Below are 16,932 nucleotides of genomic sequence, written 5' to 3'. Positions count from 1 at the left end.
ACGACGGCCGGAGTGTCCTGGCTCCCGGATCGGTGCTCGCCCCGGCCTTCCCACCGGCGTACCGGCAGTGGCGTGCGTGGGGTCCGCTCCCCGGTGACAGTGGCGGGACCGCGCCGGATTCACACCGGCTTCCTCCGCGTCCGTCGACGAGCAAGCCGACCACGCGGCGCCCGGCACGTCAACGTTCCGCGATGAGGTGACGGAGTGGCGCTGCGGACACGTAACCCCGCCGCGCCGCGCGACGATGTCGCCGCTGACCCCGAGGAAGCGAGACCGCGTGTCCCTGGATCCGTACGGCTCCCAGCCCGCCCTGATCACGATCGGCGACATCGTGGTCACCCCGGACCACGTCATCACGCCGCAGGGGCGGTTCCCGGTCGGGCAGGTGCACTGGTCGCTGAGCAACCAGTCGTACTCCTCGTCGACCATCCCGCCCTACGCGATCGTGCTGGCCGTCGTCTTCGCGATCTTCTGCCTCCTGGGCCTGCTGTTCCTGCTCATCAAGGAGGAACGCACCGTCGGCTACGCCCAGATCGCCGTCCAGGGGCCGGGCCTCTTCCACGCCGTGCAGCTGCCGGTGACCTCCCCGTACGACCTGAACCGCTACCAGGACATGGTCAACTACGCCCGCTCGGTCTCCGCGGCGCGCTGGGGCCAGTGACCAGCGGCGACCGCGTCCTCGCGGCGCTCGCGGCCTACGTCGCCGGCGCGGCGCTCGCGGGCGGCCGGCGCGGTCCCACCGTGTGCCCCTACCGGCTGCTCACCGGGCGGCGGTGCCCCGCCTGCGGGCTGACCCGCTCCCTCGGGCGCACGGCCCGCCTCGACCTGCGCGGCGCGCACGCGGCCCACCCGGCCGGGCCCGCGATGGCGGTGGTCGTGCTGGCCCTCGGCGCGGTCCGGATCGTCAGCTCAGCGCAGCAGGCCCTGGCGGAAGCCCCGGGCCACGGCGTCGGCGCGGTCACCGGCGCCGAGCTTGCGGAACAGCCGCCGGGCGTGGGTCTTCACCGTGTCCTCGGCGACCACGAGCTCGGCGGCGATCTCGGCGTTGGACAGGCCCTCGGTCATCCCGAGCAGCACGTCCATCTCGCGCTCAGAGAGCTCGGTGGTGGCGGGGCGGGCGCCGGGTAGGGCGCTGGGGTCGGCGAGGTCGCCGGCGCGCAGGAAGCCCCGGGCGCCGAGGCGCATCGCCCGGGCGGCGCGCTCGTCCTCCGCCACCGAAGCGGGGCGCTCGGGCAGCGGGCGGTCGGCGAGGGCGTCGAGCGGGTCGGGCGTCTCGCCGACGACGAGCACCGCCGTCTCGGGCGCGCGGCGACGGACCTGCCGGACGGCCTCCATCCACGCGCTGCCGTCGTCCGCGCCGACGAGGACGACGTCGGGAGCGTGGTGCTCCGCGCCGGAGTCGCCGTCAGCACTGCCGACCAGCCCGAGGACCAGGTCGGGGACCGTGTCGACGCACGGCAGGGCGTCGAAGACCGAGGAGAGGTGGGCGACCAGACGGTCCCGGGCGGGCGTCGGCGCGGCGAACACCAGGCACGAACCCATACACGCTCCTCACCCCGATGAGTGCGCTCAGGCTCGCACACGGTGAGCGCCGATCGGGTGACCCCCTCCCCGCACGGGCGGGTCGGCGATCGCGCGGATGGCCTCCGGGACCGCCACCCCGCGCTCGTCCAGCACCGCGAGCAGCACGGGTCCGACGGCGCGGGCGGCACCGTCGACGACCTTGAGGGCGAGCGAGGCCCCGTCGGGCAGCACCGCGAGCACCACGCCCTCGGCGCCGACCTTCGACAGGCTCCCGACCAGCGACGACATGAGCACGGTGTCCAGGCGGTCGCTGCCCGCCACGAGCCACGGGTGGGCGCGCATCGCCGCGGCCACGCGGTGCTCGGGGCTGCCGGGCGCGGCGTCGGCGAGGCGGCGACCGAGCCGGGCCACCGCGTCGAGGCCGGTCGCGAAGGCGGGCGCGCCGCAGCCGTCGACGGTCACGCCGTGCACCGGCCCCCCGACCCGCTCGAGGGTCCCCCGGACGTGGCGCTGCAGCGGGTGCTCCGGGTCGGTGTAGCCGCTCAGTGGCCAGCCCTGCGCCGCGGCGGCGACGAGCATCGCGGCGTGCTTGCCCGAGCAGTTCATCGCAAGCCGGTCGGGCGGGCGCTCGCCCCACGCGTGGTCGGCGGCGAGGCCCAGGGGCCGGGCCGGCGGGCACGCCAGCGCCGCGGGGTCGAGACCGTGCCGGGCGAGCAGGCCGCCCACGACCGCGAGGTGCCCGGGCTCGCCGGAGTGCGACCCGGCGGCGAGGGCGAGCTCGCGGTCCTCGAGGTCGGCGCCCAGCTCGATCGTGGCCATCGCCTGCACCGGCTTGAGCGCCGAGCGCGCCAGCACCGGGGCGTCCACGGCTCCGGCCCGCAGCGCCGTGGTCCCGTCGGGCTCGAGCACCACCAGCGCCACCCGGTGCTCGGACTCGACGAAGGGGCCGCGGGTCACCTCGACGACCCAGGGCTGGCTCACACCAGGCGCTCGGCCAGCGTGCGCGCGTGCCCGGCGCGCTCCTCGACGTGGTCGACGCGGGGGTCGGCGAGCTCGCCGGAGTCCGCGATGTTCGCGCCGACCAGCGCCGCGGCGGACTCGGCGGCCGCGGCGGCGAGGAAGGCGGCGGTCACCGCGTCGCCGGTGAGGTGGTCGGGCCCGTGCTCGGCGAGCAGCGCGGCCAACTCGGCCACGCGCACCGCCAGCGCCACGACGTCGGCGGGCACCTGCACGATCGCCTCGGCGGCGGCCGGCCCGCCACCCGGCTTGCGGCGGGCCTCGAGGAAGCCGGCGTAGGCCTCGACGTCGTCGTCGGCGAGCTGCAGGGCCTTGACGCGCAGGGCGTCGAGCTCGTCCACGGTCTCGCGGTCGGCGGCGCCCTTGGCCACCTTGGTGGCCAGCCCCGCGGCCAGCGCGGCGCTCACCGCGGCCGTGGAGCCCGCCGCCGGGCCGGGGCCCGCGGCGGCGAGCACCTCGGCGAAGCGCGCGAGCCCGAGCTCGCCGATGGGCCTGCTCACGGGTGCGCCTCCGACGCACGTGAGCAGCACTCGGTGCTGCCGCACCGATTTCTGCTCACCTGGGCGGAGCCCACCTAGAACAGCCCCACGATCGTGCCGTCCGGCTTGACGTCGATGTGGTGCGCGGCCGGGTTCTTGCCCAGCCCCGGCATCGTCCGCATGTCGCCGCAGATCGGGTAGATGAACCCGGCCCCGACCGAGGCGCGGACCTCGCGCACCGGCATCCGCCAGCCCGTCGGCGCCCCGCGCAGGGTGGGGTCCGACGAGATCGACAGGTGGGTCTTGGCGACGCAGATCGGCAGCCCGCCGAAGCCGTTGCGCTCGTAGAGGTCGATCGACGTGTTCGCGGCCGGGGCGTAGTCGACGCCGTCGGCGCCGTAGACCTTGGTCGCGATGGTCTCGATCTTCTCGCGCAGCGAGGCGTCGTCGGGGTAGAGCAGCTGGAAGTGGCTCTCCTCCTGCGCCGCCTCCGCGACGGCCTCCGCGAGCTCGGCGGCACCACGCCCGCCGTCGCTGAAGTGCGTGGACACCGCAGCTCGCGCGCCCATCGACTCGGCGATCTCGCGGATCGCGGCGTGCTCGGAGTCGTGGTCGGTGGGGAAGGCGTTGATGCAGACCACGGGCGAGACGCCGTGCAGCCGCATGTTCTCGATCTGCTTGCGCAGGTTGGCCGCGCCCGCGTGCACCTCCTCGGGGTTCTCCTCGAGCAGCGCGGGCGGCAGGTCCTTGCCGGCGACGACCTTGTGGTTGCCGGAGTGGACCTTGAGCGCGCGCACCGTGGCCACGACGACCGCCGCGTCCGGGGTCATGCCCGAGGTGCGGCACTTGATGTTGAAGAAGCGCTCGGCGCCCATGTCGGCGCCGAAGCCGGCCTCGGTGACCAGGTAGTCGCCGCAGTGGATGCCGATGCGGTCGGCGACGATCGACGAGTTGCCGGTCGCGATGTTGCCGAACGGGCCGGCGTGCACGAGGACCGGCGTGTTCTCCAGCGTCTGCATGAGGTTGGGCTTGAGCGCGTCGCGCATGAGCGCCGCCATCGCCCCGGCGCCGTGGATGTCCTCGGCGGTCACGGCGTCGCCGTCGCCGGTGTAGCCGACGACGATGCGGCCCAGCCGGGCGCGCATGTCGGCGAGGTCGTTGGACAGGGCGAGCACGGCCATCACCTCGGAGGCCGAGGTGATGTCGAAGCCGGACTCGCGCGGCACGCCGTCCATCCGCCCGCCGAGGCCGGTGACGATGTTGCGCAGGGCCCGCTCGTTGACGTCGAGCACGCGGCGCCAGGTGACGCGGTACGGGTCGAGGCCCGCGGCGTTGCCCTGGTAGAGGTGGTTGTCGAGCACCGCGGAGAGCATGTTGTGCGCGCTCGTCACGGCGTGGAAGTCGCCGGTGAGGTGGAGGTTGAACTTCTCCATCGGCACGACCTGCGAGTAGCCGCCGCCCGCCGCGCCGCCCTTGATGCCGAACGTCGGGCCCATCGACGGCTGGCGGATCGCGACGACCCCGCGCTTGCCGATGTGCGAGAACGCCTGCCCGAGCCCGACCGTGGTGGTGGTCTTGCCCTCGCCCAGCGGCGTCGGCGTGATCGCGGTCACGACGACGTACTTGGCCCGCGGGCGGTCGGCCATCGCCTCGATCGCGTCCAGCTCGATCTTGGCGACGTCGTGGCCGTGGCGCTCGAGCAGCTCGAGCGGCAGGTCCATCTGGTGGGCGACGTCGTCCAGGGGCTTCAGCGTCGCCGCCTGGGCGATGTCGAGGTCCGACGGCATGCTCACGCGCGTCCTCCGCTCGTCCGCGTCACCCCGGCTCCGGCACCGGCGCCGGGGACTGCCGGGGGACTCTCTGGCGGCACGCTGGCAGACCGGCGCCGATCTGTCAGCCCGACAGGTCACCCCTGCCCCGTGCCAGCGTGGCGGCCACGCTGGCGTTGAACGCCAGGAAATCACCCCGCTCACCCTCGCCGGAGCGCTGCGCGCGGGCCCTCCCGTCGGCGAGGATGTCCGGTGTGCCGGGCGGGGGGAAGCGACGCGTGCTGCTCGTGCTCGCGCTGCTGCTCGGCGCCGGCCTCCTCGCCGCGCCGACCGCCTCCGCCGCCCCCGCACCCCCGGCCTGCCCCACCGTGGCCCTGTTCGCGGTGCCCGGCACCGGCGAGACCTCCGACGCCGCCGACCCCGCGGTCGCCGTCGGGCTGCTCGCGGGCCTGACGAACCCCCTCGCCCAGCGGTGGGGCGACCAGATCTCGGTGCGCTACGTCCCCTACCCGGCCTCGCTCGACCGCCCGGTGCTCTACCCGCTGTCCGAGCTGCGCGGCGCCGACCGGCTCGCCCGCGACGCCGCCGACGTCGCCGCCCGGTGCCCCGAGACGACGATCACCCTCGTCGGCTACAGCCAGGGTGCCGACGTGGTGAGCGACGTCGTGCACCGCGCCGCCCGCGGGACGATCCCGCTGGCCCCCGAGCGCATCGCCGGCGCCGTGATGCTGGGCAGCCCGCGCCGCGACCCCGAGGCGGCGAACCTCGTCGACACCCCGGGCCGCGGCATCCTCGGCCCGCGCCCGGCCCGCGAGCTCGAGGTCTACGACGGGCGGGTCTACGAGGTGTGCGCGCCCGGCGACCCGATCTGCGCCACCGAGACCCTCGACTGGCGCGTCTTCCGCGACGGCTGGTCCTCCGGCGCGCACCGGGCCTACCCGGACCTGCCGATCGCGCCCGGCGGCCTGCCCCTGTTCACCGTGCTCGAGCGGGGCGTGGACACCCTGGTGGCGCGCGGCACGGTGACGGCGTTCGCGGCCGTGGGGCCCCGCGCCGGGCCGTAGGCTCGCCCGGTGACCGGGCGGGCGGGGCGGCGTGGCTGACCTGCTGGGCCGCATCCTGCCCGTGTTCGCGGTGATCGCGGTCGGTGCCGTGGCGGGCCGCTTCGAGCGCTTCGGCGAGCGCACGGCCACCGTGCTCAACGACCTCGTCTACTGGATCGCGCTGCCCGCCCTGATCTTCACGTCGGTGGCCGAGGCCGACCTCTCCGCCGGCATCCCCGCGTCCGCGCTGATCGCCTCGGTCGCCGTGCTCCTCGTCGCCTACGCGCTGGGCTGGCTCGCCGCCCGCCTCGCGCGGCGCCCGGCCCGCGAGGCCAACGCCGTCGGGCTCGTCGCCGGCTGGGGCAACGTCGGCTACCTCGGCATCCCGCTGACCGTGGCCGTGCTGGGCCCGGCGACGGCGTTCGCGGCGTCGCTGACCTCGACGCTGCACACCGCGCTCGCGATCAGCGTGTTCCTCGTCGCCGCCACCCTCGGCGGGCGGGGCGGCGGTGAGGAGAGCGCGGTCGCGCTGCCCGTGCTGCTGGCGCGGCGGGTGCTGGGCAACCCCGTGGTCATCGGCATCGCCGCCGGCGCGGCCGTGGCGCTGCTCGGGGTGGCGCTGCCGCGTCCATTGGCCACGACGATCGCGCTGCTCGGCGACCTCGCGGCGCCGGGTGGTCTGCTCGCGCTGGGGATCCTGCTGCGCGGCGCGGTGGGTGCGCTGCGGGAGTCGCGGGCGCAGTGGGTGCCGATCGGGGCCGCGGTGCTGGTCAAGCTCGTGATCATGCCGCTGCTCGCGCTGGGCGCGGTGGCGTGGCTCGGGGTCCCGGCGCCGTGGGCGGCGGTGCTCGTCCTGATGTGCGCGCTTCCGGACGCCGCGACGGTGTTCGTGCTCACCGCGCAGTACCGGACCTGGTACCGCGAGAGCACCGCGGTGGTCGTGCTCACCACGGTGCTCTCGCTGGTCACGCTGCCGGTCGTCGTGCTGGTGCTGCCGTGACGGGCTCAGTTGTCGCTGCGGTAGGCCTCGCGCCGCTGCTCGTGGGTCCGGGCTCCGGCCATGCGCATGACGCTCGTGCGCTGGTCGTCGCTGGCCGTGCCCTCCGCGACCGCGCGCTCGGCGTCGGCCATCGCACGGTCCATGGCCGCCTCGGCGGCGTCCGCGGGGGTGGGTGCCACCCAGCCCCGGTGGGCGTCCTCGGGCTCGTCGTGTCGGCGCTTCTCGGTACTGCCGATCATCTCGTCCACCTTCGGTCGCACATCGTCGTGATGACGCGACGGGCATCCCCGGGACCGGTGGTGCCCAACCGGTTGTATGCATCACGCGGGCGGACCGGCCGGTGACGGGAATGGCCGGGATCGTCCTCGCGGGCGGCCGCTCGCGACGGATGGGCACCGACAAGGCCTCGCTCCCCCACCGCGGGACGACGCTGCTCGGCCACGTGCTCGACGTCCTGGCCGCGGCCGTCGAGGGGCCGCTGCTGGTGGTCGGCGCCGCCGACGCGACGCGGGATCTCCCCCCGGGGCCGTGGCGCCCGCGCTGCCGGGTGCTGCGCGACCCGGTCGCCGACCGCGGCCCGCTGCAGGGGATCGCCACCGGGCTGGGCGCCGCCGCGGCGGACGGGGCGACGACGGCGTTCGTCGCCGCGGTCGACCTGCCGCACCTGCACCCCGCCTTCGTCCGCGCGGTGCTGGCGCACCGGACCGGTGCGGTCGAGGTGGCCCTGCCCGTCCTCGACGGCCACCGCCAGCCCTTGCTCGCGGCCTGGGACACCGCGCTCGGCGCCCGCGCCGCGGACCTCCTGGCCGGGGGCGAGCGCAGCCTCGGCGCCCTGGTCGCCGCGAGCCGGGTCCGCGAGCTCGACGCGGCCGCCCTGCTCGCCGACCCCGCATTGGCCGCCGCCGACCCGGACCTGCGCGCCGCCCGCGGGGTGAACACCCCCGAGGAGTGGGACCGCGCGACGCGGGAGCCGCCGGAGCCGGGCTCCTAGGCTGACGACCATGGCGGACCTCAGCGACCCCGACATCCGCGCCTTCCTCGCCGGGGGCACCCGCACCGGCAAGTTCGGGTGGACGGCGAAGGACGGCCGCCCGCTCGTGGCGCCGATCTGGTTCCTCCTCGAGGGCGACACGATCGTGTTCAACACCGGCGCCGACACCGCCAAGGGCCGGGCGCTGGCCCGCGACCCGCGCGCCGTGCTCTGCGTCGACCTCCAGGAGCCGCCGTACGCGTTCGTGCAGGTCCAGGGGTCGGTGACGCTCTCGGAGGACCCCGGCGAGCTGCGGCGCACCGCCACGGCGCTCGGCGGGCGCTACATGGGCGCCGAGCACGCCGAGGAGTACGGCGCGCGCAACGGCGGACCCGGCTCGCTGGTCGTCCGCCTGCACCCGTCGAAGGTGCTCGCCGACCTCGACATGATCGGGTGAGCGCGCCGCCGCCGCTGGCCCGCGCGCTCGACCTCGCCCCGCACCCCGAGGGCGGCTGGTTCCGCCGCACCTGGACCAGCGACCACACTCTGGCTCCACCCGGCTATCCCGGGCCGCGGGCGAGCGCCACCGCCATCGTCTACGTGCTCGCGCCGGGCGAGGAGTCGCGCTGGCACCGGGTGCGCTCCGACGAGCTGTGGTGCTGGCACCGCGGCCCGGCGCTCACCCTGGTGCTCGGCGGCGACGGCGACACCCCGGGCGACGAGCACCCGGTCGTCCTCGGCGACCGCGTCGAGGACGGCGAGGTGCCCCAGGCCCTGGTGCCCGGCGGCACCTGGCAGCGGGCCACACCCCGCGGCACCGAGGGCGAGGTGCTCGTGACCTGCGTGGTCAGCCCCGGCTTCGACGACGCCGACTTCGCGCTGGCCCCCTAGTTCGCCGGGGGATCGCCCTCGGCCGGGGCCGCGCCGCCCTCGCCGGCGGCGCCCGGGTCCTCGGCGGGCACCTCCGCCTCGCCGGCCGCCGGGACCTCCTCGGCCGGTTCGGTGGGCACGGCGGGCGCCGTGGTGGTCGACGTCGGGGCCGACGACGACGCCGCGGAGGCCGACGTCGAGGGCGACGGCGACTCGTCGCGGGCGGTGTCACCCGGGTCGGAGCCCGCGACCGGCGTGAACGTGCCGAACGTCTGCTTCGGGGCGTCCTCGAGCGCGTCGTCCATGAACGTCTTCCAGATCTCGCTGGGCAGCCCGTGGCCGTAGACCGGGCGCCCGTCCGAGGTCCGGATCGGGGTGTTGTCGTCGGTGCCGACCCACACGACCGTGGAGGCGTTGGGCGTGTAGCCCGCGAACCACGCGTCGTTGTTCTGGCTCTCGACGTGCGACTGGACGGTGCCGGTCTTGCCCGCTGCCTGCCGGCCGCCCTCGAGCGACACCCCGTCGTACTCGGGCACGTCGCGCATCGCCTCGGTGACGTTGCGGGCCACGCGCGGGTCGATGCGCTGCTCGCCCTGCAGCGTCGACTGGTCGTAGAGGACCTCGCCGCTGGCCGTGGTCACACGGCCGACCAGGTGCGGGCGGAAGTACATGCCCTCGTTGGAGAACGTCGCGTACGCGGACGCGAGGTCGACCGCGGTGGTCTCCTGGTTGCCCAGCGCGATCCCGCTGTCCGGGTTCTCCATCGGCTGCGTGATGCCGGCCTGGCGGGCGGCCGCCGCGACGGCCTGCGGGCCGACCCGGTTGCCCAGCGCGGTGAACACGACGTTGTTCGACAGCGTCATCGCGCGCTTGAGGCTGCAGTTGGCGCAGTCGGCGCCGTCGACGTTGCGGACGGTCCGGCCGGGGATCGCGCGCCCGTCGAACTCGGCCGAGATGCCGATCGGCGGGTCGTGCTGCAGCGCGGCGAGCAGCACGAACGGCTTGAACGTCGAGCCCGCCTGCTTCTCGACGCGGGCGTAGTCCAGGCCCGCGCCGTTGTCGCCGCCGTAGTAGGCGAGGATGCCGCCGGTCTCCGGGTCGATCGACACCGTCGACGTGCGCAGGTTCTCCGGCTGGCCCCGCATCTTCGACCGCACGGCGTCCACCGCCTCGCGCTGGGCCGTCGGCTCGATCGTCGTCTGGATCTGCAGGCCCTCGGTGAGCAGCGCGTCCTCGTCGATCCCCAACGCGCGCAGCTCGTCGCGCACGGCGCTGTAGATGTGGCCGCGGTCGTCGTCGGGGACCCCGCCGGTGACGCGCCGGGGCGGCACCGTCACCGGGAACGTCGCCGCCGCGCGCTCCGGGGCGGGCAGCCAGCCCTGGGCGACCATGCCGTCCATGACGTAGTTCCAGCGACGCTGGGCGTCCTCGGGCCGCACGGCCGGGTCCCACCGCGACGGCGACTGGATGACGCCGGCCAGCAGCGCGCCCTCCGACGGGGACAGCGTCTCGACCGGACGCCCGAAGTAGGCCTGCGAGGCGGCCTGGATGCCGTAGGCGCCGCGCCCGAAGTAGATGCTGTTGAGGTAGTCGGCGAGGATCTCGTCCTTGGAGCGCTGCTGCGAGATCTTCAAGGAGATGATGAGCTCCTTGTACTTGCGCACCAGCGAGTAGTCGTCGCCGACCATGGCGTTCTTGACGTACTGCTGGGTGATCGTCGAACCGCCGCCGGTGCCGCCAGTGAGGTTCTTCCACACCGCGCGCCCGAAGCCGGTGACGTCGAAGCCGCTGTTCGAGTAGAAGGTGCGGTCCTCGGCCGAGAGCACGGCGGAGCGGACGGGCGGCGGGACCTGCGCGAGGTCGACCTTCTGCCGGTTGCCCTGCTCGCCCGGCGCGATGCGCGCCAGCACGGTGCCGTCGGAGAACGAGACGGTGTTGAGCTGGCTCTCCACCGCGTCGTCGGCGTTGGGCACGGGGATGAACAGCCAGCCGACGACCATCGCGAGCACCGGCGTCGCGATCATCGCGCCGAGCCCGGCGTAGGCACTGCGGCGCAGCCGGCGCCAGCGCAGCGCGGTCGCCGTCAGCGCCTCGGGGTGCGGGCCGTCGAGGTAGAGCACGACCCGCGCGCGGACCCGGCGGCCGAACGCGACCAGCCCCGGCCCACCGGGCAGGCGCACGACGCGCGCGGCGACGACCGAGAGCACCACGGCGATCGCCGCCGCGATCCGTCCGTGGGGGACGGCGGGGGCGTCGTCACGGGAGTCACGGCGGTCGTCGGCCGGCGACTCGTTCCGCGCGGTGGCGCGGCGCGAGGCGGTGGTGCGGGACGTGGTGGCGCGGGACGTGGTGGTGCGGGAGCTGCGCGTGGTGCGGGTGCCGGCGCGGCTGGTGCTGCGGCTGGGGGTCCTGCTGGTGCCCCCGGTGCTGCGCGTGGCGGCGGTGCGCGTGGGCCGCGCGGCGCGGGTGGTGCCGGCCTCGTCGGCGGGGGCGTCAGGTGTGACGTCTTCGGGCTCGTCGTGGGTGTCCGGGACCGGCATGGCCGTGGTCCCGGTCGGCTGCGAACGGCCGGCGGGCGCCGGCTCGGCCCGGGTCGGGGCCGGGGCGTCGGGCGCCACCGGCGGGGTGGCCGGACGCGCTGCGGGCGCACCGCCGCGGACGGGCGGGCGCGGCCCGGCGACCGGGGCGCCGGCGGGCGGGCGTGCCGGGGGCGCGCCGGGGCGGCCCGAGGGCGCTCCGGGCGGGCGCGAGGCCGGGGCCTGCCGGTCGCGGGGGCCGGCGGGCGCGGGACCCGACGGCGGGCGCGCGGGCCCGGCGGTGGGCGGGCCGGGGGGCGGCGTGGGGCGTCCTGCGGGTGGACCGGGGGGCGGGGTGGGGCGCCCGGCGGGCGGGCCACCGGCGGGACGGGCGGGGGGCGGGGGCACCGACGGCGGGGTGGCCAGGCCGCGGTGGGGAGGCGAGCTCCCGGGCGGACCCGGCGGCGGGCCGGCGGGTCGGGCGGCGGGCGGCGCGGACGGCGAGGTGCCCCGCGAGCGGGGACCGGCGTCGCGCGGGCCACGGGCCGGCGGCGTCGCGGGGGGCACCGGGGGCCCGGAGGGTGCCGAGGGACGGGACGGCGGGGTGCGCGGTCGGTCGGACGCGGCCGGGGCTGCGGTCCGCGACGGCGCCTGGGTCGCCGTGGCCCCGCGGGACGCCGCGGGTGCCGGCTCCGAGCGGAACGAGCCGGTGGAGAGCGCGGAGGGGAAGCCGACGGGCGGGGAGGACGGGGCGGGGCTGGCGGCGATGCGGGCGGCGACGTCGCCGTAGTCGCTGTCCTGCGCGGACCGGTCGCGATCGTCGCGTGCCCGGCGACGGCCGGGCACCTGCTCGGCGTCCTGGCCGTACTCGTCGTCCTCGGCGCTGTCGGCGGCCCGGCGCCGACCCGACGAGCGAGCGTGTGTGCCCGCCACTCGAGCCACCACCTCCCGTGTCGGTCGGACCCGTGTCCCTGGTCGGACGCGCGGGTCGGTCCGACCGTGCGGACCTGTCTCCCGTGACCGGCCCGCACGCAGGCAACGCGTCGGTGACGGCGAGGTCGCGGGGGGTCCGTCCGTGCTTCCACGACCGGGCCGCAAAGTGCGGTGAGTGGCGCAACGGTGTCACTCCGTCGTGGACGGTCACCGCCCGTCCCGCCCGCTCGCGCTGAGTGGCGGTCTCGGTCACGTGGTGCTAACGGCGCCGCCCCGCTGACCGATGAGCACCACAGCACTGCCCCGGCGAGAGGACACCAGGATGGACCCCGACCAGCACCCGCCCCGGCGGGTCCCGGCGCCGCGCGAGGGTGGTCGCGACCTGGGCGGCGACGGCGGCGACGCCTGGTTCCCGTTCGTGCCGGCCCCGCGGGTCGCCCCGGAGATCGAGCGCCTGCCCGCGGTCGTCGTGACGCCGGCCGAGCGGCCCGGTGCCCTGGTGCTCGCACCGCCGCGCCCCACGGCCCCCGCCGTGCCCGACCTGCTGCGCACCTGGAGCCGGGCCGTCGTCCGCGCCGTGCACGCGGCCGTCGACGGCGTGCGCACCCTGTTCGACGCGCTGGTGCCGACGCCGGCCCGCTAGAGCTGCACCCCCCGCGTCAGGGCCCCGTCGACGACGAGGTTCGTGCCGCTGATGAACGTGGCCGCCGGGCTGGCGAGGAACACCACGGCCCGCGCGACCTCCTCGGACGTCGCCATGCGGCCCGTCGGGTTGAGGCCCAGGGCCTGCGCGAAGAGCTCCGGGTTGCCGGACTCGATGTTCTCCCACACCCCGCCCGGGAAGTAGACGTTGCCCGGCGAGACGGTGTTGGCCCGCACCCGTCCCGCGAGCTGGTACGCGAGCCCCTGGACGTAGTGCACGATCGCGCCCTTGAACGTCCCGTAGGGGCCCGCCGCGAAGTCGATCTCGCGGCCGGAGACGCTGGACACCGCGACGATCGCGCCGGCATCGCTCGCCTCGAGAGCGGGCAGGGCGGCCTCGACCAGCCGCACCGTGCCCAGCAGGTCGGTGGTGAACCCGGCCGTCCAGTTCTCCTCCGTCGACGGGATCGCGAGCGCCGAGACGTTGGCGACGACGGCGTCGATGCCGCCGTGGCTCGTAGCGCTCTCGCGCACCCAGCTCGCGAGCGCCGCGCCGTCGGTGACGTCGACCGTCGCGCCGTGCACGTCGTGCCCCGCGTCGCGCATCTCCTGCTCGGCCTTGCGCACCCCGTCGGCCGAGCGCGCGCAGAACGCGACGGTGGCGCCCTCGGCGGCCAGCGCCTCCACCACCGCCCGCCCGATGCCGCGGCTGCCGCCGGTGACGAGGGCGGTCCGGCCGGCCAGCTGGAGGTCCATCGCGAGCTCCTCAGATCAGGGAGTCAGATCAGGGACACGGCGCGAGCGCGCAGGTCGGCGTGCAGCCCGTCGTGGGGCCGCAGCCCGGGCACGAGCGCCTTGGCCACCTTGGTCACCGCGCTGTAGTTGGTGTCGACGACGTTGGCCAGCGGCGCGAGCGAGACCTGCGTGAGCAGCTGGTAGGCGTCGAGCCGGTCGAGCCCGAGCAGCTCGCCGAGCCACGCGATCATCTCGACCTGGCTGATGCGCCACGCGTCCTCGAGCGGACGCGACGAGCCCACGACGGCGATCTCGTCGTCGTTCTCCAGCCGCGGCCAGAGCGGCGACGTCCCCTTGACCAGGTCCACGATCAGCGTGACGTCCATGGCGCCCTCGACCGCGGTGCCGCACGACTCGCCCTCGCCCTGGCGGTAGTGCCCGTCGCCGACCGAGAAGATCGCGCCCGGCTCGTTGACCGGCAGGTAGCAGGTGGTGCCCGCCCGCATCTCAGGCGTGTCCATGTTGCCGCCGAAGGCGTCCGGGGTGAGCGACGAGCGCACCTCCCGGTTGGCGGGCGCGACGCCCACCGTGCCGAGCATGGGCGCCAGCGGCAGGTCCAGCTGCAGGTCGCTGCGGCCGGCGACGAAGGTGACCGTCGAGCGGGCGCGGTCGACCTCGTAGATCCAGGTGCGCTCCTCGAGCGGCGGGTTGAGCAGCGCGGTGCGGTCGGTGCCGGTGAGCCCGCCGAAGAACGGCACCAGCGTCGACGCGCCCCAGTCGCGGGCCGGCGTGAGGTCCACGAGGTGCAGCACGAGCGTGTCGCCGGGCTCGGCGCCACGCACCGCGAACGGGCCGGTCTGCGGGTTGAGGAAGCGCGGGTCGAGGTTCGCGCTGGCGACGTCGGACACGCTGCGGATGCGCCCGGCGAACGCGTCGTCGCACCACAGCCGCAACACGGTGCCGGGCTCGACCTCGCGCACGGGGGCGGCGCCGCCGAACGTCCAGGCGTACTGCGAGGGCTCGGGCCGGAACTCCACGACGTCCACGGCGGCCTCCCGGCCTAGTAGCGGTCGGCGCCGGTGAGGGCGTGCTCGAGCTGGTCGGCGATGCGCGTGACCAGGCGGAACGGGGCGTCGAACTCGACGAACGAGAGGTCCTCGAGCGGGGTGGCGTGGCGGAACACCGCGACACCGCCCACGGCCGCGGCCCCGCCGACGACGGCGTCCTCCGCGAGCTCGAGCAGGCGGCGCGCGTCGATCTCGTCGAGGCGGCCGATGGGCGACTCGATCTGCAACCAGTCGTGGCCGTCGACGTCGCCCTTGTGGTGCACGTACACGAGCTGCGTGCGGTCACCCGTTGTCGGGAGCCGGAACGTGAGGCTGTGCGCGTCCTGCGCCATCACCTCGTAGCGCACGCGGACCCACCGCACCAGGTCGTCCCACGAGGCCACCGACCACTCACCATCCTCACGCGCGTCCGTCCCGTTGGCGGGCCTGCCCGGCCGGCGCGCAGGCCGGAGCGAGCGCACCGTAGCAGCGCGGACCGACGGTGATCGTCGGCCGCGCGGGGCCGTCACCGGGCACCGCCGCTGATCAGCCGGTCCCAGCCCGCGGCCCCCGCGGCGCCCGTCGCGCCGCTGCGGTCGAGCAGGCGCAGCAGGGCCGCGCCGTCGCGGGGACGGTCGCCGACCTCCTGCGCCGTGGCCCGCCGGAGCACCGGGACCAGGCGCGGCGAGAGCCGGTGCACGGAGGCGAACGCCTCGGGCCCCGGGCCGTCGAGGATGCGGCGGGCGATGTCGAGGATGTTGTCTCCGTCGAAGAGGTGGTCGCCGCGTGCCGCGAACACCACGCAGCACGCCCAGGCCCACACGTCGGTGGCGGGCACCGCGCCGTTGCCCGTGACCTGCTCGGGCGCCATGTAGCCGGGCGTGCCGACCATGTTCCCGGCCGGCGTGTGGTGGGTCTGGCCGACGACGCGGGCGATGCCGAAGTCGACGACCTTCGGGCCCGCCGAGGTGAGCAGCACGTTGCCGGGCTTGAGGTCGCGGTGGGTGATGCCGTCGGCGTGCAGGGCGGCGAGCGCGCGGGCCAGCGCGATGGCGGTGCGGGTGAGCATCTCGCCGTCGGTCACCGCCCCCGACGCGGCCACGAACGCGTGCAGCGACGGGCCGTCGAGGCGCTCCATGACGATGAAGGGCATCGAGCCGTCGAAGCCGACCCCGAGCACCCGCGCCGTGTAGTCGCCGGTGACCTTCTGCAGCGTCTGGCCCTCGCGCAGGAAGCGGGTGCGGGCGTCGACGTCGTCGAGCAGGTGCGGCGCGAGCACCTTGATGGCCACGACGCCGTGGGTGCCGGCCCGGTGACCCAGGTAGACGGTGCCCATGCCGCCGGAGCCGAGCCGCCCGGTGAGCGTGTAGTCGCCCACCGAGCGCGGGTCGTGCGGGAGCAGCGGCTGCTCGGGGGTGGCCAGGTCGACGAGGCGGGTCGAGGGCCCGATGACCGGCGGGGGCGGCATCGCCCGCGTCGGCGGGCGCGACGCTGCCGGCGGGGGCACCGAGCGGCCGAGGACGGGCCCGGGCGGCCCCGGCGGGAGTGCCGGGCGCACGGGCTCGGGGGTCTCGGGACGTGGGCGTCGCGCGCGCAGCAGGCGGCGTTCGCGGACCGGAGGGAGGCGCGCGGCCCGCAGCGCCTCGGGCACCACGGGCGCCTCCCGGCAGGCCCGCGGACGCCCGATGCGCGCGACCACCTGGTGGGCCAGCAGGAACAGCGCGGCCCCGAGGGCGACTCCGGGCACGCCGGCCGAGGCGCCGGCCAGGACCACGGCCAGCGTGAGCAGCAGCCCGAGTACGAAGATCGCCTTGCCCGGACTCGTCGGCCACGGCCGCGTCACCGGCATCGCGCGGCGGCGCTCCTGGTCGAGCCCGCCGACGTAGAGCCCGGCGGTGGCCATCCCGAGCAGGGCGAGCACCACCAGCCCGCCGATCGTGACCGTCGGCCCGGACGCGGCCGGCGAGGGCAGGCCGGCGTCGTCGAGGCGGCCGATGAGGTCGCGGAGCACGGTGCGGCGGCCGGCGGCGAGCTGGTCGGCGACCAGCGTGACGACCAGCGCGCCCGCGGTGGCCGTGATCAGCGCGGTGAGCGCGGTCAGGCCCAGCGCGCGGGGGACGGGCAGGTCGGCGGCGCGGTGCAGGTGGCGGCGCGCGCGGCGGCGCTCGGCGCCCGCGAGCCGGGCGACGCGGTCGGTGACGACGCGGTCGACGAGCATGGCGGTGCGCCGCTGCGCCGCGGCCCGGCGGTGCAGCGGGGCCATCGCGAGCGCGGTGACCACGCCCCCGGCGACCACGACGAGGACGCCCGCGGACGGGCCCAGCTGTGCCAGCGCCACGCTCGACCCTCCCTCCGCCCGCCGTCGCCGTCGTCCGCGAGGTTACCGGG

17 protein-coding genes, 1 pseudogene and 1 riboswitch are annotated in these 16,932 nt (G+C 76.2%); of the genes and pseudogenes, 8 read left to right on the top strand and 10 right to left on the bottom strand.

Going from position 1 to position 16,932, the window contains the following annotated elements:
- Nucleotides 1-11 precede the first annotated feature (11 nt).
- A riboswitch (cobalamin riboswitch) is annotated at nucleotides 12-134 on the bottom strand.
- A 143-nt stretch (nucleotides 135-277) separates the two neighbouring features.
- Nucleotides 278-661 (top strand): hypothetical protein, encoded by a 384-nt coding sequence (locus ACQPX6_RS02060; protein ID WP_433785084.1) that lies wholly within the window; start codon nucleotides 278-280, stop codon nucleotides 659-661.
- Nucleotides 658-876: pseudogene (locus tag ACQPX6_RS02055) on the top strand (DUF2752 domain-containing protein); the annotation flags it as partial. The gene ACQPX6_RS02060 and the pseudogene ACQPX6_RS02055, both read left to right, overlap by 4 nt.
- 33 nt (nucleotides 877-909) lie before the next feature.
- Here the strand turns inward: ACQPX6_RS02055 and ACQPX6_RS02050 are convergent.
- The 4 genes from ACQPX6_RS02050 to ACQPX6_RS02035 all read right to left on the bottom strand — a co-directional run bounded on the left by ACQPX6_RS02050 (nucleotide 910) and on the right by ACQPX6_RS02035 (nucleotide 4,813).
- Entirely contained in the window at nucleotides 910-1,542 is a 633-nt protein-coding gene (locus tag ACQPX6_RS02050; protein WP_433785083.1) for a LuxR C-terminal-related transcriptional regulator, read from the bottom strand.
- 27 nt (nucleotides 1,543-1,569) lie between these two features.
- Nucleotides 1,570-2,505, bottom strand: coding sequence for an asparaginase (locus ACQPX6_RS02045; RefSeq protein ID WP_433785081.1), 936 nt, complete (start codon nucleotides 2,503-2,505; stop codon nucleotides 1,570-1,572).
- Nucleotides 2,502-3,041 carry a cyclodeaminase/cyclohydrolase family protein gene (locus ACQPX6_RS02040; RefSeq protein WP_433785080.1) on the bottom strand — a complete coding sequence of 180 codons (540 nt, stop codon included), beginning with the start codon at nucleotides 3,039-3,041 and terminating at the stop codon, nucleotides 2,502-2,504. Before ACQPX6_RS02040 ends, ACQPX6_RS02045 begins: the two co-directional genes overlap by 4 nt.
- 74 nt (nucleotides 3,042-3,115) lie before the next feature.
- The gene (locus tag ACQPX6_RS02035) at nucleotides 3,116-4,813 is read right to left on the bottom strand and encodes a formate--tetrahydrofolate ligase (protein ID WP_433785079.1); all 1,698 of its coding nucleotides are present in this window, start codon (nucleotides 4,811-4,813) and stop codon (nucleotides 3,116-3,118) included.
- 230 nt (nucleotides 4,814-5,043) lie between these two features.
- Between ACQPX6_RS02035 and ACQPX6_RS02030 the strand changes: the two genes are divergently transcribed.
- Together ACQPX6_RS02030 and ACQPX6_RS02025 are read left to right on the top strand one after the other, a co-directional pair.
- Nucleotides 5,044-5,853: a cutinase family protein gene (locus ACQPX6_RS02030; protein ID WP_433785078.1), complete on the top strand. Its 810-nt coding sequence runs from the start codon at nucleotides 5,044-5,046 to the stop codon at nucleotides 5,851-5,853.
- A gap of 31 nt (nucleotides 5,854-5,884) precedes the next feature.
- Nucleotides 5,885-6,832 carry an AEC family transporter gene (locus ACQPX6_RS02025; RefSeq protein WP_433785077.1) on the top strand — a complete coding sequence of 316 codons (948 nt, stop codon included), beginning with the start codon at nucleotides 5,885-5,887 and terminating at the stop codon, nucleotides 6,830-6,832.
- Between the two features lie 5 nt (nucleotides 6,833-6,837).
- On the opposite strand, the gene ACQPX6_RS02020 is transcribed toward ACQPX6_RS02025, so the two are convergent.
- The gene (locus ACQPX6_RS02020) at nucleotides 6,838-7,071 is read right to left on the bottom strand and encodes a hypothetical protein (protein ID WP_433785076.1); all 234 of its coding nucleotides are present in this window, start codon (nucleotides 7,069-7,071) and stop codon (nucleotides 6,838-6,840) included.
- Between the two features lie 110 nt (nucleotides 7,072-7,181).
- Here ACQPX6_RS02020 and mobA point away from each other — a divergent pair, with 110 nt between their 5' ends.
- From mobA to ACQPX6_RS02005, 3 genes are read left to right on the top strand one after another with little or no spacing between them, the layout of a single operon-like run.
- Entirely contained in the window at nucleotides 7,182-7,823 is a 642-nt protein-coding gene (gene mobA / locus ACQPX6_RS02015) for a molybdenum cofactor guanylyltransferase (protein ID WP_433788169.1), read from the top strand.
- A 10-nt stretch (nucleotides 7,824-7,833) separates the two neighbouring features.
- A complete protein-coding gene (locus tag ACQPX6_RS02010; protein WP_433785075.1) occupies nucleotides 7,834-8,259 on the top strand; it encodes a PPOX class F420-dependent oxidoreductase in 426 nt (141 codons plus the stop codon).
- Nucleotides 8,256-8,693 carry a cupin domain-containing protein gene (locus ACQPX6_RS02005; protein ID WP_433785074.1) on the top strand — a complete coding sequence of 146 codons (438 nt, stop codon included), beginning with the start codon at nucleotides 8,256-8,258 and terminating at the stop codon, nucleotides 8,691-8,693. The genes ACQPX6_RS02010 and ACQPX6_RS02005 overlap by 4 nt, the downstream gene beginning before the upstream one ends.
- Here the strand turns inward: ACQPX6_RS02005 and ACQPX6_RS02000 are convergent.
- Nucleotides 8,690-12,121 (bottom strand): transglycosylase domain-containing protein, encoded by a 3,432-nt coding sequence (locus ACQPX6_RS02000; protein WP_433785072.1) that lies wholly within the window; start codon nucleotides 12,119-12,121, stop codon nucleotides 8,690-8,692. The genes ACQPX6_RS02005 and ACQPX6_RS02000 overlap by 4 nt on opposite strands.
- A gap of 322 nt (nucleotides 12,122-12,443) precedes the next feature.
- On the opposite strand from ACQPX6_RS02000, the gene ACQPX6_RS01995 reads away from it, so the two are divergent.
- A complete protein-coding gene (locus ACQPX6_RS01995) occupies nucleotides 12,444-12,764 on the top strand; it encodes a hypothetical protein (protein ID WP_433785070.1) in 321 nt (106 codons plus the stop codon).
- Here the strand turns inward: ACQPX6_RS01995 and ACQPX6_RS01990 are convergent.
- The 4 genes from ACQPX6_RS01990 to ACQPX6_RS01975 all read right to left on the bottom strand — a co-directional run bounded on the left by ACQPX6_RS01990 (nucleotide 12,761) and on the right by ACQPX6_RS01975 (nucleotide 16,882).
- Entirely contained in the window at nucleotides 12,761-13,519 is a 759-nt protein-coding gene (locus ACQPX6_RS01990) for an SDR family NAD(P)-dependent oxidoreductase (RefSeq protein ID WP_433785069.1), read from the bottom strand. The genes ACQPX6_RS01995 and ACQPX6_RS01990 overlap by 4 nt on opposite strands.
- A 23-nt stretch (nucleotides 13,520-13,542) precedes the next feature.
- The gene (locus tag ACQPX6_RS01985; RefSeq protein ID WP_433785068.1) at nucleotides 13,543-14,544 is read right to left on the bottom strand and encodes an acetamidase/formamidase family protein; all 1,002 of its coding nucleotides are present in this window, start codon (nucleotides 14,542-14,544) and stop codon (nucleotides 13,543-13,545) included.
- Nucleotides 14,545-14,558: 14 nt separating this feature from the next.
- The gene (locus ACQPX6_RS01980) at nucleotides 14,559-14,948 is read right to left on the bottom strand and encodes a hypothetical protein (RefSeq protein ID WP_433785067.1); all 390 of its coding nucleotides are present in this window, start codon (nucleotides 14,946-14,948) and stop codon (nucleotides 14,559-14,561) included.
- 122 nt (nucleotides 14,949-15,070) lie between these two features.
- The gene (locus tag ACQPX6_RS01975; protein WP_433785066.1) at nucleotides 15,071-16,882 is read right to left on the bottom strand and encodes a serine/threonine-protein kinase; all 1,812 of its coding nucleotides are present in this window, start codon (nucleotides 16,880-16,882) and stop codon (nucleotides 15,071-15,073) included.
- Between the last annotated feature and the right edge of the window lie 50 nt (nucleotides 16,883-16,932).

This window comes from Actinomycetospora sp. CA-101289 (assembly GCF_050955895.1).
Classification (GTDB): Bacteria; Actinomycetota; Actinomycetes; order Mycobacteriales; family Pseudonocardiaceae; genus Actinomycetospora.
This window is presented reverse-complemented; position numbering and strand designations above follow the sequence as displayed.

Coding starts and splice junctions, on each gene's coding strand:
- ACQPX6_RS02050 (WP_433785083.1), bottom strand. CDS start 1,542: ATGGGTTCGTGCCTGGTGTTCGCCGCGCCGACGCCCGCCCGGGACCGT.
- ACQPX6_RS02020 (WP_433785076.1), bottom strand. CDS start 7,071: ATGATCGGCAGTACCGAGAAGCGCCGACACGACGAGCCCGAGGACGCC.
- mobA (WP_433788169.1), top strand. CDS start 7,182: ATGGCCGGGATCGTCCTCGCGGGCGGCCGCTCGCGACGGATGGGCACC.
- ACQPX6_RS02010 (WP_433785075.1), top strand. CDS start 7,834: ATGGCGGACCTCAGCGACCCCGACATCCGCGCCTTCCTCGCCGGGGGC.
- ACQPX6_RS01995 (WP_433785070.1), top strand. CDS start 12,444: ATGGACCCCGACCAGCACCCGCCCCGGCGGGTCCCGGCGCCGCGCGAG.
- ACQPX6_RS01990 (WP_433785069.1), bottom strand. CDS start 13,519: ATGGACCTCCAGCTGGCCGGCCGGACCGCCCTCGTCACCGGCGGCAGC.